Source organism: Bradyrhizobium sp. ISRA442, from assembly GCF_038085055.1.
GTDB lineage: Bacteria > Pseudomonadota > Alphaproteobacteria > Rhizobiales > Xanthobacteraceae > Bradyrhizobium.
Genome location: NZ_JALGCN010000006.1, coordinates 286725 through 300215 on the forward strand (window position 1 = coordinate 286725; position 13491 = coordinate 300215).

General features: G+C 57.4%; 10 protein-coding genes and 2 pseudogenes. 6 read left to right on the forward strand and 6 right to left on the reverse strand.

Annotation, left to right across the window (positions count from 1 at the left end):
- Positions 1-239 precede the first annotated feature (239 nt).
- The 3 genes from MTR72_RS15850 to MTR72_RS15860 all read left to right on the forward strand — a co-directional run bounded on the left by MTR72_RS15850 (position 240) and on the right by MTR72_RS15860 (position 3568).
- Complete coding sequence (locus tag MTR72_RS15850) at positions 240-716, forward strand: Lrp/AsnC family transcriptional regulator (protein ID WP_341510552.1); 477 nt, start codon at positions 240-242, stop codon at positions 714-716.
- A gap of 332 nt (positions 717-1048) precedes the next feature.
- Entirely contained in the window at positions 1049-1366 is a 318-nt protein-coding gene (locus tag MTR72_RS15855; protein ID WP_341510553.1) for a hypothetical protein, read from the forward strand.
- Positions 1367-1885: 519 nt separating this feature from the next.
- Complete coding sequence (locus tag MTR72_RS15860) at positions 1886-3568, forward strand: MFS transporter (protein WP_341510554.1); 1683 nt, start codon at positions 1886-1888, stop codon at positions 3566-3568.
- A 650-nt stretch (positions 3569-4218) separates the two neighbouring features.
- Here MTR72_RS15860 and MTR72_RS15865 read toward each other — a convergent pair.
- Positions 4219-4905 (reverse strand): annotated as a pseudogene (locus MTR72_RS15865) (ABC transporter ATP-binding protein); the annotation flags it as partial.
- Positions 4906-5289: 384 nt separating this feature from the next.
- On the opposite strand from MTR72_RS15865, the gene MTR72_RS15870 reads away from it, so the two are divergent.
- Positions 5290-5571 (forward strand): hypothetical protein, encoded by a 282-nt coding sequence (locus MTR72_RS15870; RefSeq protein ID WP_341510556.1) that lies wholly within the window; start codon positions 5290-5292, stop codon positions 5569-5571.
- Here MTR72_RS15870 and MTR72_RS40435 read toward each other — a convergent pair.
- A pseudogene (locus MTR72_RS40435) lies at positions 5544-5636 on the reverse strand (ABC transporter permease); the annotation flags it as partial. The gene MTR72_RS15870 and the pseudogene MTR72_RS40435 overlap by 28 nt on opposite strands.
- 214 nt (positions 5637-5850) lie before the next feature.
- Entirely contained in the window at positions 5851-5985 is a 135-nt protein-coding gene (locus tag MTR72_RS15875; protein WP_341510557.1) for a hypothetical protein, read from the reverse strand.
- Between the two features lie 1269 nt (positions 5986-7254).
- On the opposite strand from MTR72_RS15875, the gene MTR72_RS15880 reads away from it, so the two are divergent.
- Complete coding sequence (locus tag MTR72_RS15880; RefSeq protein ID WP_341510558.1) at positions 7255-7884, forward strand: recombinase family protein; 630 nt, start codon at positions 7255-7257, stop codon at positions 7882-7884.
- A 4-nt stretch (positions 7885-7888) separates the two neighbouring features.
- On the opposite strand, the gene MTR72_RS15885 is transcribed toward MTR72_RS15880, so the two are convergent.
- The 3 genes from MTR72_RS15885 to MTR72_RS15895 form a co-directional block, all read right to left on the reverse strand.
- The gene (locus MTR72_RS15885; RefSeq protein ID WP_341510559.1) at positions 7889-9040 is read right to left on the reverse strand and encodes a CaiB/BaiF CoA transferase family protein; all 1152 of its coding nucleotides are present in this window, start codon (positions 9038-9040) and stop codon (positions 7889-7891) included.
- A 362-nt stretch (positions 9041-9402) separates the two neighbouring features.
- Positions 9403-10800, reverse strand: a complete 1398-nt coding sequence (locus MTR72_RS15890; protein WP_341510560.1) for an aspartate aminotransferase family protein — start codon at positions 10798-10800, stop codon at positions 9403-9405.
- Positions 10801-10811: 11 nt separating this feature from the next.
- Positions 10812-12326 (reverse strand): NAD-dependent succinate-semialdehyde dehydrogenase, encoded by a 1515-nt coding sequence (locus tag MTR72_RS15895; RefSeq protein WP_341510561.1) that lies wholly within the window; start codon positions 12324-12326, stop codon positions 10812-10814.
- A 156-nt stretch (positions 12327-12482) separates the two neighbouring features.
- Between MTR72_RS15895 and MTR72_RS15900 the strand changes: the two genes are divergently transcribed.
- Complete coding sequence (locus MTR72_RS15900; RefSeq protein ID WP_341510562.1) at positions 12483-12959, forward strand: Lrp/AsnC family transcriptional regulator; 477 nt, start codon at positions 12483-12485, stop codon at positions 12957-12959.
- The last annotated feature ends 532 nt before the right edge of the window (positions 12960-13491 follow it).

Below are 13491 nucleotides of genomic sequence, written 5' to 3' on the forward strand. Positions count from 1 at the left end.
ACAAAATTCGCGGCGACGCACAGTTTTTAGCTGCCTCGCAGCAAGTCCGGAGAAGTGCTGAGTCCTGGGTTGACGACCAGCTTATGCGACCATTTGAAAGTCCCGGCGCCCTTGGTTGAAATCTTCTTATTGTTCAGGATACTAATGTCGCAAAAGGATTTGCGTCGCATTCCAGTATCGCGCGGACGGTTTCCTGCCTTGTGCTGGCATTTTGCGGCGAAATTCACCGGAGCCCAACGATGGAATACGACCGAACAGACGCCCGCATCCTTGAGATCGTACAAAAGAACAATCGCTTAACTTCGGAGTTGATCGGCGAAATGGCCGGGCTTTCTGCTACCGCATGTCAGCGCCGGCTGAAGAGACTCCGATCGGAAGGTATCATTGAAGCCGATGTCTCGATCGTTTCGGCTAAGGCGGTAGGAAGACCAATACAAATGCTTGTGCTCGTGAACCTGGAGCGGGAGCGTGCCGACATAATCGATAGGTTCAAGAAGGCCATCAAAGCGTCAGCTGAAGTTGTGAATGGATTCTACGTCACCGGTGATGCTGACTTCGTCCTCTACATCACTGCGCGCACCATGGAAGATTACGAGCGGTTTACTCGACGATTCTTCTATGAGAATTCGGACATCAAGGGATTCAAGACGATGGTCGTAATGGACCGGGTCAAAGCAGGCTTTGCGATTCCAATTGAGGCACCGTCCGAGGAGTGAAGCCGATGTCTCACCGCTACGCGGCTTTTCATCGCTCCCTTGCATAGAATGCAAGAAATCCGCACTGTGCTTCGTCTAGTTTATAGCTTGTGATCACTTGAGCTGAGACGACTCATTCTCTGGCGGGTGTTCCAGGAGATTAATATCCACGAATATCGTGCCGCTTCAATTTCCGAGCTCGCTTATTCGCGAAGTAGTCGTGATCGTCCATCGCGGGCGAGTACGACTTAAGCGGTTGTGAAACCCGATGATGCCATCTCAGAATAAAGGTCACAATGGCTGCAATTGCAGGCAGAGCGCGCCGTAGCGACTGCGCAAATTAGAGAACAAGAATGGGCAAAACCCGCCGCGAGGTCGACAGTTTAGGAGAAGTGGACGTCCCGAACGAGGCTTACTACGGCGCTCAGACTGTACGTGCGATCGGAACTTTCACGATCTCCGGAATTTCAATTGAGCACTCTCGTACCTTATTCACGCCCTGGCGATACTTTAAGAAGGCGGTTGTGCCGGCTAACGAGATACTTGGCGACATTGCAGCTGACGAAGCTGGCGCAATTGGTGCGGCTTGCAACGCCGTCATTGCTGGAAAATTGGCGGCTGAGTTTCCCATCAATGTCTTTCAAGGCGCCGCCGGCGCCCCACCAATATGAACATGAACGGGGTCATCGCCAACAGAGCGCTCGAGCGCTTCGGATTTGCTCGTGCCCGCTACAACATCATTCATGCAAACGATGACGTCAACCTGTCTCACAGCTCTGACGCCACTGATTGGATGTGAGCGCGTCTGATATTGCGAAGGCTACGGTGAAGAGCGGTCAGTAAATTTGCGATGTTATCCATCAGAGCTGCATTTTCCAACAGACTTGCTGAACCGGTTGCCTGAACCAGCCAGTTTGATGCGACCACGGAAAGTAGAGGAAGTTAGAAGTTCAAATGACACATCGGAAGCTCAACAGGCTGCGATTAAGGCGGCGTTCGCTGCACGAGATCGTCTGTATCACAAAACTGAGAGACACGATGAAGACGTTAAGGCGCGCAAGGGGGCTGCGCTCGGATTGCGCAAAGGGCCGTCCGGGAAGCGCGGTTGTCCGGTTATTGGCTCCCCACCTTCCCGAAACACTGCTGATCGCATCCAGAATCAAATCGACCGAGCCGACGCGGCGGCTAGGATGATCAATCCGTTGAAAGGCCAGAGGTTCAGCGCGGACGGCATCACAGTGCCGCTACGCCATTCGTTTTTTCGGCGCATTTGGCTGGCGAGTTTATTCTCCAATTTGGGGTATTTGATCCAGGGCGTTGGCGCGGCCTGGGCAATGACGGAGATGACGTCGTCGGCTGATAAGGTTGCGCTGGTGCAGACGGCTTTGATGCTACCGACGATGTTTATCGCGATACCGGCCGGTGCGATTGCCGACATGTACGATCGGCGCATCGTTGCGCTTGTTGCGCTCACGATTGCGCTTTGTGGCGCGGCCGTGCTGACTGCGCTAGATGGGTTAGGCCTTATTACACCGAATCTGTTGCTGGTGTTCTGTTTCTTGGTTGGCAGCGGCCTCGCATTAATGAGCCCGGCCTGGCAGTCGTCCGTGAGCGAGCAAGTGCCTGCCGAGGAATTGACGGCAGCGGTGGCGCTGAATGGAATCAGCTTCAACATCGCGCGCAGCTTCGGGCCCGCGATCGGCGGCATTGTGGTTGCGACGGCAGGCACTGTTACGGCCTTTGCACTTAACGCGCTTTTATATCTACCGCTGGTTCTGGCGCTGTTCTTCTGGAAGCGTGTGGCTGCGCCCTCGCAGTTGCCGCCCGAACAGCTGAGCCGTGCCATCATTTCGGGCATTCGGTACATTACTAATTCGCCATCCATCAAGATCGTGTTGACCCGCACCATGGCAACCGGCGTGATCGGCGGATCGGTGACGGCGCTATTGCCGCTGGTTGCTCGCGACCTGCTAAATGGCGGGGTGCAAACTTACGGAGTCTTGCTCGGGGCTATTGGGCTTGGCGCTGTTATTGGTGCGCTCGGTATAGGCGAGATGCGCAAGCGCATGAGCGGCGAGGCCGCGGTGCGTGCTTGTACTCTGTCAATGAGTGGCGCGATTGCGGCGGTTGCGCTCAGCCGCGCACCCGTCGTGACATTTGCTGCACTGGTCCTAACGGGCGCGGTGTGGACGATAGTGTGGACGCTGTTCAATATTGGCGTGCAGCTTTCGGCGCCGCGTTGGGTTGCGGGCCGGTCGCTTGCAGCCTGGCAGGTCGCGTTTTCCGGCGGTGTTGCCATTGGTAGCTGGGGCTGGGGCCGTCTTACCGATGCCGCCGGTGTCCAGTCGGCGCTGCTCGTCTCTGCGGGGCTGATGCTGCTCCTCCCGCTGCTCGGGCTGTGGCTGCCTGTGCCACGAATCAACGCAAGCGACGTTGATCCCGAAGTCCTGGCCGCCCCCGAGGTGAGGCTCCCGCTTGGCAACCGCAGCGGGCCGCTAGTGGTGGAGATTGAATATCGCGTAGCGGCTGAGAATGCGCGGGCCTTCCATGGCGTTATGCAAGATGTTCAGCTGTACCGCCAGCGAAACGGAGCATATGGCTGGTCTATTGCGCGCGACATCGCCGAGCCCGAGCTGTGGACCGAGCGCTACCATTGCCCGACCTGGCTAGACTATTTGCGCCAGCGCAATCGCGCGACGCAGTCAGAGCGCGCGCTCGACCGTCAGGCAGAGGCCTTCCACATCGGTCCTGAGCCTGTTCGCGTCCGGCGCATGCTGGAGCGTCCCTTTGGGTCGGCGCGCTCGAACGAAGATGAGTCCGGCCGCACTGTCGTTGAAATTATGTCTGGAGGGTCGGCCGCGGTGGGACAGTAATCTTCAATCGTTGAATACCAAATGAGCCGGCTTAGGCAATCGAAAGCAAGCTGCTGAGGAGGACGACAGCGGCTTGGTGTGAGCTGAAGCCTTCGGCGAGCTCAACCGCAACTCCGCACCGACCTGCAAAACGCAGCCGTTGGCGACGATCATCTGCGAAGCGTGAGGCCGCGCGATCTACCATTGTGACCTTGAGACATCGTGCACTGGCCGCAATCTATCAGGGCGCCCTGCGGACCAATAATGTGCCCGCTTAACTGTGCAGCTCCAAGCGGTCCAACATAATTCGGCTGGTTGTCACTTTTCTCCAAAGACGGCCAATAGTCACCCCGACCGCGACGATGGAAGCCAATCGAGTGCGCGAATTCGCTCGATCGATAGCAGAAACTTTCATCGCGTAGCTCCCCCCTGATGGGCCGACCCAAGCGCGGATCGGGCGCGCGATTACTTGCGATCCTAGCTGGACATACTTGACGCTGGCACAACTGCCGGCGAACGTGGTGACCCGCACTCAGCACGTGCGCAGGGGTAGTTGTGGTCCTCGTCGGTCGACACGCGGGGCGGAGGTCCGGGCGGGGATATGACGTATTCCGCGGAATCGCACGGCGCCGATGAAGATCGAGTCTCGACGATGATCAGAGCCCAGCGTCTTAATCGGTCGCCGGCCGCTTCGCGAGGATGCCGTCGAGCCAGTCGGGATCCAACTCCGGGACCGAGGAGAGCAGCAGCTCGGTGTAGGCGTGGTGCGGCGGGGTCAGCACTTCGGATTTGCGGCCGCTCTCGACCACCCGTCCCTGATGCATGACCACGATGTCGTCGGCGATCGCCTTTACCGTCGCAAGGTCGTGGGTGATGTAGAGATAGGAGACGCCGAGCTCCTTCTGCAGGCGCAGCAGCAGCTTCAGGATCTCCTCGGCGACGAGCTGGTCGAGCGCCGAGGTTATCTCGTCGCAGATGATAAGCTCGGGGTCGACAGCGAGTGCCCGGGCAATGCAGATGCGCTGCTTCTGGCCGCCAGAGAGCTCGGCTGGGAAGCGCTCAAGGAAGCGCTCGTCGCGTTCGATCATTTTCAGGAGATCGACGATGCGTCGGTGCCTGGCGGCGCCGGTCAGGCCGAGATGGAACTCGAGCGGGCGGCCGAGAATGTCGCGGACCTTGCGCCGCGGATTGAGCGCGGTGTCCGACATCTGATAGATCATCTGGATGCGTTTCAAGAGCGCCTTCGGCCGATCTTTGAGCCGCGTCGGCAGGACCTCGCCATCAAAACTGACTGACCCGGAGGCTGCCGGCAGCAGCCCGGTGATGACCCGCGCGAGCGTTGATTTGCCTGAGCCCGATTCGCCGACCACCGCGACGGTCCGGCCGCGCGCCACCCCGAGGCTGACGCCGTGCAGCACCTTCAACGGACCGTACCGCGCATCGACGCTGTCGACACGAAGCAGCTTCTCCTCGGCCCGCGGCTCCTCCTCCTTGCGCAGCGAGCGGACCGACCACAGAGACTTGGTGTAAGCCTGCTGCGGGTTCGACAGCATAACGCGGGTCGGAGCCCCCTCGACGAGCTCGCCATAGCGCAGGACCATGACGCGATCGGCCATCTGCTATGGCGCGACAATCAGGATGAGAGCGCGTCTCACCTTGATCGCCGCCGCCCAATCTGCGCTACGACCGCGAGATCGTGGCTAATGTAGATCGCGGCGGTATAGAACTGGCGGACGATGTCCTTGATCGCCGCCAGCACCTCGATCTGCGTTGTGACGTCGAGCGCCGTCGTCGGCGAGTCCGATCGTCGATTTACTTGCGCCAGACTCGCCGATCAGATCCAACACCTCGCCGCGGCGCAGCGTCAGGTTGATGCCCTTGACAATCTCGCTCCAGCGATCGTCGCTCTGCCCTTCGACCCGGAGGCGCCTGACCTCAAGAAGTGTCTCGCGCGCCGCCGGAGCGCGATCGCTGCCGATGACGCGTGCGCTGGTGCTCATTCCCGCAGCCCGCTTGTCAAGTGAAGGAACCAGTCAACGACGAAATTGACGCCCACGGTCAGAAGCGCGATCGCGCCGGCTGGCAAGAGCTAAGGGCGTAATTGTTCGGCAGTTCGTCGATCTCACTGGGATCGTAACCGTCAAGCCATTCCTTGATTTCGGCATGGCCCCGGGCTGTTCAGGATCGGCGGTCGCGGCATGCATCTCATTGAAGCCGTGAGCGCCTCCGCCATCTTCGGGCGGACCGTCGCGCTCCCCGCGACATACCTAGGATAGGAGAGAGAGCGGATGGTCGGGTCGGGGTCAGACGATGCTCCAGCAGTCGTCGAAGTCGTAGAGATAATGGATGGTGGCCTTGCGCGGACAGAGCATGTTGCGAAGCCCAGACCTTGCCCGCAGCATCGCCTTCAGCGTCCCCCTCGTCGGGCCGAGAATCATTGGCGTCCAGCGCCGACCAGAAAATCACAAGACGCGGTTTTTGCCCGAGCCGCTTATAGTGCAATCGATTCAAATCACAACGATCAGCCGGCCGCCACGTGCGTTGCGCAGTCAAATGCACTCTAGCGAGGGCATTGGGAGATGCCCATAAGGGTCATGATGAGGTAGCGGCCCGCAATGAGATCGAGGTCGTTGATCCCCGTCATCCGCTTTACAGCCGGCGGCGCTAGCGCTTGATCTCGATCGGAAGGAAACGACAACTCGCGGAGAGTGCAAGGAGTCCTCACGTGTACTTACCGATTCGGTCTCACGCTTCTTCTGCCGCTCGGGGGGACGAATCTTGAGCGGAACGGCTTGTCTCGCGACGCGCCGACCAAGCTGAGCCTCGACGCGCTGCAGGACTTAATCGCGTTCCGAAGAGGGGGGGCACATGCCCATCGGAATCTCGAGAAATCTGGCGCAGTTTGCCGGAAACGGTCCGGCAAGCGATCCCGGAAGACCTCGGTCAAGTCCTGCTGGAGATAAGCGATGGGCGGCTCGGAACTCGTCAAACCGGATCACTCGGAGTCGTGTATGTGCGGCAATCGACGCCATGATTACCAATCAAGAAAGCCCGAAGCTTCAATACGGCCCTCTCACAGCGCGCTCACAAGCTCGGATGGCGCGAGGTAGATATCAATGTGATTGACAGCGGTCTTGGGCAGACCGGTGCTGGCGCGGCCCACAGGAAAGGATTTAAAGAACCTCGTTGCACGTGTTGCTCTTGGTGAGGTCGGTCCTAATCTATCGATGAACGTGACACGCCCGGCTCGCAATTGTTCGGATTATCCGCTTCTCGATGTTTGTGGGCATCGTTATTGTTTGATCGCAGATCGGATGGCGTTTATGACCCTGGAACGCCCAACGGGCGTCTTCTGTTCGGCTTGAAGGGAACGATCTCAGAACTTGAATTGCACATGATCAAGAGCCGGATGGACCACCGGGCTTTTGGCAAAAGCCAAACGCCGTGACTTGGCCCTGCAACTTCCCGCCGGCCTTGCCTGCGATGCCGCCGGCGTGGTCACGAAGTATCCCAATGTTGAGTTGAGGTGCAGGGGCGCTTGTCGCCGCTCTTCGAGACATTTCTTGAAAGCGCGGACCGCCGCGAAGGTGATGCGAATCTTCAACGTAGCTTGGCTTTGCCTCTGATCGCCATAGTGATTCGCGCTGGCCGTCAGCCACCGTCTCGGCTGTGCCGCGCGGCAATCAGGGTGACAGTGCCCACCCAGATTGTCGCGCTATACGGTTGTGATCGTGATCCTGAAGGATTCGGTCTATGCGGGGGCTTTTGCCTGTGGAAGCACTTGGCAGAAGCCATCCCGAACACCAGAAGCGCCTCCACAAAAATCACCACATACGGGAATGGACTGGAGGATCGCGGTGCGGGACAAGTATCCTGCCTATATCCATTGGGAGACCTTCGAGAAGATCCAGGCCATGCCGCGAGACAATTGCGCAGAATACCAACACATCAAGAGCTGCGGGATCCCGCGAAACGGGGCAGCCTTGCTCCACTGCATCACCTATTGCGGTGAGTGCGGACACAAGATGACCGTGCGCCACAAGGGCAGCAGTCAATATGTTTTCAATCGCCTCAAAATCCAGCGTCGCGCGCCAGAACGTCAGAACCTGCGGGCCGGTCCCATCGATGCGCAGGTCGCGGCGGCTTTTTTGCAACCCGTGGCGCCTACGGAAATCGATGCGCTATCCAAAGCGCGCAAGACAATAGCTTCAATCCGAAAGAGCCCCGCGGCAATCCGAGAAGCAACAATAAGCCCCGTTGGAACTTGGCTCACATCTCTCTGGGGGAGCGACTTAAGTGCTAGGGTCAATGGCGATCCACTCCACGAAGCTACTTGAGTGACTAAGCGCCCGTCCGATCCTGCGAGCATCCGCAAAACTCTCTGCGCAATGTCTCTGAGTTAGCTCCGCAATCTGGAACAGGCCCCAAGGCCGGAGCTTTCTCTCCATCAAAAATTGAACCTGGCGCGATCAGGTGAATGTCGCCCGCCGCGGTGGACACCGGTACCCGTCGTAGATGTGGGTGCTTGGATAGGTCGTCTATCTGGTTAAGCCGTCCATACGCGAGTCCGGCCGCCTCCAGCTCGCTCATTGCTTCCTCGCTTGAGATTTGCGCGAAGCGATCAAGTACGATTTCGTCCAAAGCAGCCCTATTATTGATCCGCTGCATGTTATCGGCGAATCCAGTCCGGCGGATTAGTTCCGGTTGTTTGAGAAATTTGGTACAGAAGTTCACCCATTCGCGGTCGTTTTGAACGGAGAAGACAATTTCTTTTCCGTCTGCACAAGGATATGCGCCATATGGCGCTAGAGATGGATGGTTCACGCCTGCGCGCGCGGTGTGGTAGCCACTGTAGTCGAACTGAAGCACCGGAACATTCATCCAGTCCGCGATGGCATCAAAAAGCGACACCTGAATACTCGCTCCTTCCCAAGTGCGCTCACGAAGGACCAGCGCCTGCAGGATGGCATTTAGAGCTGTCATGCCAGCTGCAATATCGCACACGGAAACCCCGACCCGAGCCGGGCCGTGTATCGTCCCCGTGATTGAGCACAGTCCAGTCTCCGCTTGCACTATCAGATCATACGCTTTCAAATGCGACAGCGCGCCGCCATCGCCGAATCCGGAGATGTCACAGGTTATCAGGCGAGGGAAGCGCTTACGAAGATCTGCGGAAGCGAAGCCAAGCTTTTGGATGCTACCGGGTTTTATATTTTGGATGAAGACATCCGCCTGAGCTATCATCGCATCGAGCACCGCACGGTCTTTATCGATCGTAAGGTCTAGACAGATCGATTCTTTTCCGCGGTTTAGCCAAACGAAATACGCACTCTGGCCCTGAACGAGTTTGTCGTAATTTCGTGCAAAATCCCCTTCTGGACGTTCGATCTTGATGACACGCGCGCCCGCATCCGCAAGGCGGGATGACGCGTAAGGCGCCGCGACCGCCTGTTCGACAGCAACGACGGTAATGCCTTCAAGCGCCTTTTTCATGCTGATGCCGCTCGTAGGTTCCGAGGGGAGTTTTCGGAGGGGCCACGCTTGAGCATGGCAATTGGTTCGCTCCTCTCATTTCCGACAACGGAGATGCCCTTCCCGGCACCGTATCTAACTTTTGCGAATATTGTCTCAGTTTGTTTGGACACCCGATCGCTGCCCGGGAGCCTCAGTGCAACTTCCACCAACATAGGTATCTATCTCATCTTTCTTACAGACTGACGCGGCTGTCCCGCGACCAAACCCACGCCAGCCAAGTCAAGGCAGCATTCGCAACGAAAGCCGATAGCCGGGAGATTTGGCAGAGCCGCCGAGCTTCCGGAAATGAATGGCCGAACAGCTCTCCCGCCAAGATCACTTTAGACCCTCTCACCAGCCCGGGCGAGTTCGTCCATCACGGAGCGAACGGCACTCTCGGTGATCGAAACGATCTCATCTATTTCCGCCTTGGTAGTGACAAGCGGCGGAGCGAAGCCCAGAATGTCGCCATGCGGCATCGCTCGGGCGATCAGTCCGCGATCTCGGGCTGCTTTCGAAACGCGGGCACCTATTTTAAGCAATGGATCGAACACGCTCTTATTAGAGCGGTCGGCGACGAACTCGATCGCGCCCATCAGCCCAACTCCACGCACTTCACCAACGATCGGTAACTGTGCGAACTTCTCCTTGAGCCGGGCCTGGAAATATGCGCCGACCTCGCGGGCATTGCCAGGAAGGTTCTCTTTCTCAACGATGTCGAGAACGGCGTTCGCCGTCGCCGCGCCAATCGGATGTCCCGAATAGGTATACCCGTGTGAAAATGCGCCGACCCTCTCAGCACCATCTTCCAATACCTGATACACTTTCTCCCCGATGATCGTAGCGGAAAGTGGAAAATAACCAGAAGTCAGGCCCTTGGCGACCGTAACCAAGTCGGGCTCGATTCCATAGTGCTGCGAACCGAACATTGAACCCGTCCGACCGAAGCCAGTGATTACTTCGTCGGCGATCAACAGAATGTCGTGCTTTTTAAGCACGGCCTGGATTGATTCCCAATAACCTTCCGGAGGCGGCGTGATACCTCCTGTGCCTAGCACCGGCTCAGCGATGAAGGCCCCCACGTTGTCCGGGCCGAGCCGCTCGACCAGCTGGTCGAGCTCACTCGCGCGACGGGCGGAAAATTCGCGTTCAGTCTCGCCCGACTTCGCGCCCCAATAATAGTGAGGAACACCGGTATGAGCAATCTGCGGCAGCGGAAGATCCATGTAGTCATGGTAGAAGCTCATGCCCGTCATAGAGCCGGAAAGAACGCTGCATCCGTGATAGCCACGTTCGCGCGAGATGATCTTCTTTTTGTTTGGCTTGCCTCGAAGGTTGTTAAAGTACCAGACGAGCTTTGCTTGTGTCTCATTGGCATCGGATCCGGACATGCCATAGAAGACCTTGCTCATTTTCCCTGGCGCCATCTTGACGAGACGATCGGAGAGGATAGCGACCTCATCCGTCGTGTGGGCGGCATATGTATGATAGTATGCCAACTTGTAAGCCTGTCGCGCGATTGCTTCGGCCACTTCGGTCCGGCCGTAGCCAATATTGACACAGTAGAGACCAGCGAAGCCGTCGATGTAGCTACGCCCCTCCGCGTCTTCGATTCGGATGCCTTTACCTCCGGTGACAATCGTGGGGTCAATCTTGCCACTGGCGAATTCTTTGAGTTGAGTGAAGGGATGCAGAACACTTGAGCGATCGAGGTCAGCTATGCTCTTAATGTCAGTCATACCGAATTCTCCTAAGCTGCCAGATCGCCGAAGCAGACGTACTTCATTTCCATATACTCTTCGATACCGTGTCGCGAACCTTCGCGACCAAGCCCGGATTGCTTCCAACCACCGAACGGAATAGGAGGCCCCGTGAATGAAGCTGTATTGACACCGACCATTCCGTACTCAATCTGCTCAGAGACCCGGAGCGCTCGACGTAGACCGTCGGTGTAGATGTACGCGGCCAACCCCATTTCGCTGGCATTAGCCCGAGCAATGACTTCTTCTTCGGAATCGAACGGCAACACAGCAGCTACTGGGCCAAACGTCTCCTCATGCGCAATGAGCATGTTTTCAGTGACATCACTAAGCAGCGTTGGAAGAACAAAGTTCGGAGCTAACCTTTCGTCTTGTTTCGCGGAGAAAACTCGCGCTCCCTTTTTCTTCGCGTCATCGATTTGATCTCTACATTTGTGGGCAACAGACAACTTCGTCATAGGACCGATATTTGTTGCAGGTTCGAGTCCATGTCCGACGTTGAGTTGAGCTATTGCGTCGGCAAACGCCTCAACGAAAGCACTATAAACGCCCCTCTGCACGTAGATGCGGTTAGCCGCCAAACAGTCCTGACCTGACGTGGCGAATTTTGCGGCCATCGCCCCTTTGACAGCTCTATCGAGGTCGACGTCATCAAAGACGATAAAGGGGGCATGCCCCCCGAGCTCCAGTGACACCTTCTTGACTGTCTCGGCCGCGCCCTCCAAAAGCAGACGGCCCACCTGCGTAGACCCCGTGAACGAAAGAGCCCGTATTCTCGGATCACGCAACAGAGGCGCAGAAAGCTCGATCGGATTGCCAACGAGCACCTGGAACACACCTGGCGGGATACCAGCCTGTTCAGCTAACCTGGCAACAGCGAGAGCGGACAACGGGGTCTCGGGAGCAGGCTTCACAACCATCGGACAACCAGCCGCAAGAGCCGCCCCAGCCTTTCGAGTAATCATGGCGACAGGGAAATTCCACGGTGTGATTGCCGCAGCGATGCCGATTGGCTGCATTCGAACATGAACCAGGCTTGCAGGCTTGTGGCTCGGAATCGTCTCGCCGTATGCACGCTCCCCCTCTGCGGCAAACCACTCGAGAAACCCAGCGCCGTACGCAATTTCGTGACGCGCCTCCGCGAGCGGCTTGCCCTGCTCGCTCGTCACCAAGATGGCAAGATCCTCGGAATGGTCGAGCATCAATGAAGCCCAATCTCTGAGGATGGCGCCGCGCCTTGACGGCAATAATTCTCGCCAAGCAGCGAACGAGCGCTCAGCCGCCGCAATGGCCAGATTTATATCCTCGGCAGCGCAACGACCAACTTCGGCTATCTCCTCCCCCGTAGCCGGATCGATCACCGCCTCTCGCGCTTCGCCAGCTAACCAGCGACCATCCACCAGCGCGCTCCCCGCCAGAAAATCGCGACGGCGAAGATTTTGCAGGTGTCTCGTAGCCAGCCCGACCGACTGCGGACCTTTGTGCCGGATAGTTTTGAACGCCATTTGCGGGTCCCATGCGAGCATTTGTTGAAATCGCCCATACATTCAGCATACTGATATGGAGGAAAGATTTGCGTCGCATTACCTCGTCGTTCGGACGATTTCCTGCAACGCAAAGGCCGCTTGCGACGAAATACACTTGGAGGTTGGAGCCCCATTATGCGATACGACCGAATAGACGCACGCATCCTCGAGATCGTCCAGAAGAACAACCGTCTAACCTCCGAGGTTATCGGCGAAATGGCCCGGCTCTCTGCTACGGCGTGCCAACGTCGGCTGAAGAGGCTCCGATCGGAAGGTATCATCGAGGCCGATGTCTCGATCGTTTCGGCGAGGGCGGTCGGAAGGCCAATTCAGATGCTCGTGCTGGTGAGCCTCGAGCGAGAGCGCTCAGACATCATTGATAAGTTCAAGAAGGCCATTAAATCGTCGGCTGAGGTCGTCAATGGATTTTACGTCACGGGCGATGCTGATTTTGTCCTCTACATTACCTCGCGTACCATGGAAGACTATGAGCAATTTACCAGGCGATTCTTCTACGAGAACCCGGACATTAAGGGCTTTAAGACCATGGTGATAATGGACCGCGTAAAGACCGGCTTTGCCGTTCCGATTGAGTCTCCGACCGACGAGTGAAGCGGGATGGCTGCCTAGACGGATCCTCGTGCGCCAGGTGACAAGAATTCCGTGAAAGCATTCCCGAAGGCGTTAGCGGGCACTCTAAGCTCCAAGCTCAAACGGCGCGCTTACGATGGGGCGCCGCTCTATTTTGCGAGCGGGTCACGTCTTCGGGCGGTCAACGATCCGGTGATGACTGAGTCGCCATCGCCACAAGAACTGGCAAGCGACTACCGAGCAGAATGGGTAAGAGCCTCGCGAGTAAATTTGTTCGGGTCTCATCTTCCCTGCTGATGCAAATGACTGCGGGCGCGAGTTGATCGGGTGCATTGACTGGTAAGTAGTGGGCCAGAAGTTCGGCACGTTTGCAGGACACAATTTTTACATTTTCCAACTTATGTCGCGATAAAGCTCCGTTCTGAATGGTGACCTCAATTTTTGCCGAGATCTCGCCAGTTTGTTGAATATGCGACCCAGTTCTGCTGGATTGTTGGGGCGCGACTGACTTCGACGCTATCCAAAAACATCGCGGCAGCCCGGCGTCTCGACT

Bases quoted from the DNA above. Each gene is read 5' to 3' on its own strand.
- MTR72_RS15885 (WP_341510559.1), bottom strand. From the start codon at position 9,040: ATGAAAAAGGCGCTTGAAGGCATTACCGTCGTTGCTGTCGAACAGGCG.
- MTR72_RS15875 (WP_341510557.1), bottom strand. From the start codon at position 5,985: ATGATTCTCGGCCCGACGAGGGGGACGCTGAAGGCGATGCTGCGGGCA.
- MTR72_RS15900 (WP_341510562.1), top strand. From the start codon at position 12,483: ATGCGATACGACCGAATAGACGCACGCATCCTCGAGATCGTCCAGAAG.
- MTR72_RS15850 (WP_341510552.1), top strand. From the start codon at position 240: ATGGAATACGACCGAACAGACGCCCGCATCCTTGAGATCGTACAAAAG.
- MTR72_RS15895 (WP_341510561.1), bottom strand. From the start codon at position 12,326: ATGGCGTTCAAAACTATCCGGCACAAAGGTCCGCAGTCGGTCGGGCTG.
- MTR72_RS15855 (WP_341510553.1), top strand. From the start codon at position 1,049: ATGGGCAAAACCCGCCGCGAGGTCGACAGTTTAGGAGAAGTGGACGTC.
- MTR72_RS15860 (WP_341510554.1), top strand. From the start codon at position 1,886: ATGATCAATCCGTTGAAAGGCCAGAGGTTCAGCGCGGACGGCATCACA.
- MTR72_RS15890 (WP_341510560.1), bottom strand. From the start codon at position 10,800: ATGACTGACATTAAGAGCATAGCTGACCTCGATCGCTCAAGTGTTCTG.